Raw genomic sequence first — 5,549 nt, forward strand, 5'->3', positions numbered from 1 at the left:
GGTCGATGTCGCCAGATCGCTCTTCCAACAAGGCGCCTGCGTTGGGCAACGCATTCATCTGTGCGTGTACCACTCGCGGCATCCGCTGGTGATGCGCTCGGAAATCGAACGCCGCTTGGACCGCACGTTGCAGCGAGCAGAGCCTGATCGCGTGTTCGAGCAGGCCGATATCCGACGTCTACTCGACGGCAGCGACGAAACCGACCACCTATTTATCGTGCTCGGGAGCCCGGTCACCGAAGTCGGGCGCGACCACGACTATGACTGGGCGATTGTCGAGCCTTCCTCCATGCGTTCGATCATCCAGTTGGCCGGGCGGGTATGGCGCCATCGCGACAAACGCTGCGACACGCCGAATATCCAGCTCCTGGAGACCAACCTCAAGCATCTGGAAGACCCTGGGCGACTCGCTTTTCAGCGTCCGGGATTCGAGACCGATGAGGGTTGGCGACTCAATAATCACTCGTTGAATGCGCTGCTCGCGCCGGATGAATATCAGATCATCGACGCTCGGCCACGCATGCTGGCGCGCGAGACGCTATCACCTCGCGATAGCCTGGTTGATATGGAGCACCAGCGGTTGATAACGCAGATGCTGGAACCGCCCACGCAACCGTTGACCAAGAAAGAACGCAGGCTGGGTATGGAACCGTCACCACCACCCTTGGGTGCCTATAGCTGGTATGCCGTGCCGCGCATGCATCTGACCGGCGTACTCACCCAGCGTCAGCGTTTTCGCCAACCTACCCAGACAGATGTAGCGCTCGCGCTATTGCCCGACGAAGGCGGCGAAACCTGGACACTGCATCGCGTGGAAGATGGCGCCAAACGTGGCGAAACGCTCTACGTAGAAGTCGAAGAAAGCCTGATGGCGCGGATAGACCTGGCGCATGAACGGGGCGAGCGCATTCAGCCCTGGGGCGCCGATGACTACCTGACCGCGCTTGCCGACCTTGCCGAAGACCTGGATATCTCGCTCGACAGAGCCGCACGCACGTTCGGCACCGTCAATGCGCCCGAGAGCACACATGGCTGGCGTTATCACCCCGTGTTGGGGTTTGTGAAAAAGTGAGGGCTGGCCTGAGGCCAGCCTGCGCTGCCTGTGCGGCAGCAAACAATTGATAGCGTTAGGTGATATTTCTGAGCTGCTTTTCGGCAGGCATAAGATCATAGCACAGGGCGACAAAGGAAAGACTAACGAATCTATAGATAGTGTAAGATGATAGGTTGACTTTTACCTTTTGACTGCTAGGCTTGAAGTCACTGGGCGGTGGCGGCCGCCCAGTGGCGAGACAAAAATGGTCTGATAGCTGTGCTGTAGCAGTAAGGAGGTGAGAGGGTGATTGGCTATTGCTCCGTTAGGAGGGTATAGATTTCTACCCAAACAGCTCCGAGGTTTTTGCCTCGGAGTTTATTGTCCCATTAGCGCTTGTTTTTACCAAGCCTCATCTCGTAAGGACATGTTATGCCGACTATGTCTGGTGGCTGGCAGGAGCTCCGTGAGTTAATTGACGCGTTCTTGAAAGAGCGCTTCGATACCAAAGCGGAAAAACTGGCTACCGATGATCCCAAGTACCAAGCGCTGGTTGAACAGTTTCAGCGTGAAAACTGGCTCCAAGACGCTGCGCGGCGTGTCAGCCAGTTGCAAGTCGTAACCCACTCGCTCAAACCTATTCATCCAGATGCAAAGGGCTCTAATCTCTATGCGCCCCCAGAGTCTCTGGCTAAGCATCAAGGGGTGGGAAGCCATGTGTTACCGGCGGATTTCGATGGCGATGTCGTCGGTAATGCTGCTGCGCTCGATGTATACAAATTCTTGAAACTCGAGTGTGACGGCAAATCGCTACTGGAACGGGTATTAGAAGGGGATACTGAGCTTGAGCATGCCTTGAGTGACATTCCCGAGCAATCACAAGCGTGGATGAACGCCTTTGCTGGTATTACCGAGCCTCGCGGTGAGCACGCCTCCCATACCCTTGCCAAGCAAGTGTACTGGATGACGGGGGAAGATGCCGCCGATGATGATGACTTTCATCTACTGGCGCCGCTCTATGCGACCTCGCTGGCACATCAAGTCTTTCAGACGCTCAGTCATGATCGGTTTAGCGACGAGGCCAAAGCAACGCGGAGAGCTAAGCGCGAAGGGGATTTCGCCGAGCAAAATGTGCATGATTATCCCGATCTTGCTGTGCAGAAAATGGGTGGCACAAAGCCACAGAATATCTCGCAATTGAATAGTGAGCGGGTCGGTAATAACTACCTTTTAGCTTCGCTACCGCCTAGCTGGAACGTTCGCGATATTCGTCCACCGCTGAAAGTCGAGTCAGTACTAGACGACCCCGGAATATTTGGTTGGCGCAAGGAGGTGCGGGTACTGGTCGGTGACCTGAAGCGATGTCTGGAAACCAAGCCCAACACGGATATGCATACCCGTGATCTGCGCGATGACTACACCGCCATGATCCTGGATGAACTCGCGCTATTCACGATGCAGATGCACGGACTTCCACCGAGCTGGAGCGCCGACGAAAACTGTCGCCTGGCGATAGAAGAAGCCTTCTGGCTGGACCCTGGCCGTGCGCGGGACGATCGCGAATTTCGCGACGCCCGCAATAGCACCAACTGGCCTGACGAGATTCGACGGCGATTCGCCAATTGGCTCAATGCGGCACTTGGCGGCAAGTTACCCTTGGGAGATGTGGAATTTCGCCATTGGCACAAGGAACTTGCCCGGGATGCCACTCAGCAACGCCTGCTTGATAGTGACCGCCGCTGGATGGAGACCTTGATGGACGATCTGGAAAGTCTCGACGATTGGCAGGAGGAGGAAGCCAATGAGTAGCGTTAATAACCTTCTGGTACTGCCGCGTCTCCGCATCCAAAACGCTAACGCGATTTCCAGCCCGATGACGTGGGGGTTTCCGGCCATGAGTGCGTTCGTGGGCATGATGCATGCGCTGGAACGCAAGCTGGCGGCGGCGGATATCAACGTATCGTTGGAACGTGTTGGGGTGATCTGTCACGACGTCGAGGCACAAGCGACCGAAGGCGGTTATACCCGCGCGTTTCACCTCACTCGCAACCCTGTCGATAAAACCGGTGGTACAGCTTCCATTGTCGAAGAAGGGCGTGTCCATCTGGACATCACCCTGATATTTGCGATCACTGCCAAGGCGACGGACGAGCAGCGTCAGCAGATTGCACAACAAGCGGGGGATATCGTGGCCGGTATGCGCATAGCAGGTGGTAGCGTAATGCCCAACCCTAATGTTGCCCCTAACCGGCAACGCCCGATGTGGATCGCACTGGATGACGATTCGGGTGAGCGCGAACAACAGTTCAAGCGTCTGAAACGCCGTTGGTTGCCAGGTTTTGCCTTGGTGTTACGCGATGATCGTCTTGCCGAGCACACCGGGACTCTTCAAGCCCAAGACGAAAACGCGACGGCGCTGGATGCCTGGCTCGATCTATCGCGCCTCAACCATGAGTGCCATGTCGACCCCGAGAGTGAACAGGTGAGCTGGGAAGTACGGCGCCCTTATCCCGGTTGGCTGGTGCCGATTCCGATAGGTTATGGCGCCATTTCCGAAGAATTCGAGCCGGGTAGCGTAGCGAATGCGCGAGATACGCAGATTCCGTTTCGCTTCGTGGAGAGTATCTACTCCATCGGGCAGTGGATTAGCCCTCACCGTTTGACGTGCCCCGAAGACTTGCTCTGGTACGTCGATAATGACCTCGACGACGGCCTTTATCGCCTTAACAACGACTATGCCCAGCGCGCACATCGCGCCGAATGACAAGGAGCTCAACAATGGCTAAGAAAGACGATGCTTTGAAAACTGCTTCCGTTCTCGCTTTCGAGCGTAAGCTCGATCCCTCCGATGCATTGCTCTATGCCGGGCAATGGTCGCGGCGCGATGCGCTGGAGGATTGGCAATCGGTCACGGTTCGTGAAAAGTCGGTACGCGGTACGATCTCCAACCGCCTCAAGGCAAAGGAACAAGATCCGGCGAAGCTCGATGCCGCCATCGAAAACCCGAACCTTCAGACCGTCGATGTCGCCACCTTGCCCCATGACACCGATACGTTGATGGCGCGTTTCACACTACGTGTACTGGGCGGCGCGGGTACGCCATCGGCATGCAATAACGCCGACTATCAAGTCAAGTTGCAACAGGCCGTTGCGGACTATGTGAAGGCGCAAGGGTTTGGTGAACTGGCGCGGCGTTATGCTCACAATTTGGCGAATGGGCGTTTTTTGTGGCGTAACCGTGTCGGCGCCGAACAAGTCGAGGTACGCATTCGGCGCATGGAAAAGGGGCACGTCGCCAAAGAATGGACATTCGATGCACTGAGTTTGTCACTTCGCGGTTTTGACAGTGATACGCAAACCTCGGAGTTGGCGCAGGATATTGCAGACGCTCTCGCGGGTGAGCGTCATTTGATTCTGGAAGTGATTGCCTTTGCGCATGTCGGTAACGGTCAGGAAGTCTTCCCCTCACAAGAGCTGATTCTGGAGCGCGGGCGGGGCGATAAAAGCAAGACACTCTATAGTGTTGGCGATGTGGCAGCGATTCACTCCCAGAAGCTGGGCAATGCCATTCGCACCATCGATACCTGGTATCCGGCGCCGGAAAATGGCAGCGGTCTTGGCCCCATCGCCGTTGAGCCCTATGGCTCCGTGACCACTCAGGGCACCGCCTATCGCCAGCCCAAGCAGAAAGTGGATTTTTATTCGCTGCTGGATAACTGGATGATCAAGGATCAAGTGCCGAATACGGAACAACAGCACTTCGTCATGGCGACCTTGATTCGCGGTGGTGTCTTCGGCGAAGCGGGGTAAGCCATGGACCATTATCTCGATATTCGGCTACGGCCGGACCCGGAGTTTCCGGCGTCGATGCTGATGAACGCACTCTACAGCAAGCTCCATCGGGCGCTTTATGATCTGCAGGCCGATGATATCGGCGTGAGCCTGCCCGATCACAAAACCGGCGTGCGGGCACGCACGCCGGGTGATCGGTTGCGGCTACATGCGCGAAAAGAGCGGCTCGAGCAACTGTTGGCGCTTTCATGGTTGGCAGGCATGCGTGACCACGTCGAGCTTGCCGATATTGCACCGGTGCCGGCGGCGACGCGCCATTGTCGTGTTACACGGCGGCAGTTCAATACGGGCGGCCCAAGCCGGGTCAAGCGTTACGCACGTCGCCACGACATCAGCGAAGAAGAAGCGCGCCAGTGCCTATCGGCCCCCGCAGAACGCAAGATTTCACTGCCGTTCGTGCAAGTAAACAGTAGTTCTAGTGGTCAACGCTTTGCACTGTTTATCGAACACGGCGCCCCCCTGGACGAGCCTGAGGCTGGACACTTCAATCACTATGGGTTGAGCCGTGAAGCGACCGTGCCGTGGTTTTGACCCTTTTTTGGCGCTTCTTTTAAGTGCCTTATAAATCAATGACCTAGCGCCACCCCTTGCAAAAGGGTGTGGCGCTTTCTTTGCACGAATGCTCTTTAACAATCAGGCATTTAGCTATGATAAGCTCCAGTGC

At 56.3% G+C, this 5,549-nt stretch carries 4 protein-coding genes and 1 pseudogene; all 5 read left to right on the forward strand.

Going from position 1 to position 5,549, the window contains the following annotated elements; translation table 11 throughout:
• Nucleotides 1-1,072, forward strand: a pseudogene (locus tag OP496_RS16460) (type I-F CRISPR-associated helicase Cas3); the annotation flags it as partial.
• Nucleotides 1,073-1,474: 402 nt separating this feature from the next.
• Nucleotides 1,475-2,842: a type I-F CRISPR-associated protein Csy1 gene (gene csy1, locus OP496_RS16465; protein WP_280564871.1), complete on the forward strand. Its 1,368-nt coding sequence runs from the start codon at nt 1,475-1,477 to the stop codon at nt 2,840-2,842.
• A complete protein-coding gene (csy2, locus tag OP496_RS16470) occupies nt 2,835-3,797 on the forward strand; it encodes a type I-F CRISPR-associated protein Csy2 (protein WP_280564872.1) in 963 nt (320 codons plus the stop codon). The genes csy1 and csy2 overlap by 8 nt, the downstream gene beginning before the upstream one ends.
• 14 nt (nt 3,798-3,811) lie before the next feature.
• Nucleotides 3,812-4,843, forward strand: coding sequence for a type I-F CRISPR-associated protein Csy3 (gene csy3 / locus OP496_RS16475; RefSeq protein WP_280564873.1), 1,032 nt, complete (start codon nt 3,812-3,814; stop codon nt 4,841-4,843).
• Between the two features lie 3 nt (nt 4,844-4,846).
• Nucleotides 4,847-5,416: a type I-F CRISPR-associated endoribonuclease Cas6/Csy4 gene (gene cas6f, locus OP496_RS16480; protein ID WP_280564875.1), complete on the forward strand. Its 570-nt coding sequence runs from the start codon at nt 4,847-4,849 to the stop codon at nt 5,414-5,416.
• Nucleotides 5,417-5,549 lie beyond the last annotated feature (133 nt).

This window comes from Chromohalobacter sp. 48-RD10, from assembly GCF_029889785.1.
GTDB lineage: Bacteria > Pseudomonadota > Gammaproteobacteria > Pseudomonadales > Halomonadaceae > Chromohalobacter.

What these genes read in the sequence shown, in the direction of transcription:
- cas6f (WP_280564875.1), top strand. Translation starts at nt 4,847, where the DNA reads ATGGACCATTATCTCGATATTCGGCTACGGCCGGACCCGGAGTTTCCG.
- csy3 (WP_280564873.1), top strand. Translation starts at nt 3,812, where the DNA reads ATGGCTAAGAAAGACGATGCTTTGAAAACTGCTTCCGTTCTCGCTTTC.
- csy1 (WP_280564871.1), top strand. Translation starts at nt 1,475, where the DNA reads ATGTCTGGTGGCTGGCAGGAGCTCCGTGAGTTAATTGACGCGTTCTTG.
- csy2 (WP_280564872.1), top strand. Translation starts at nt 2,835, where the DNA reads ATGAGTAGCGTTAATAACCTTCTGGTACTGCCGCGTCTCCGCATCCAA.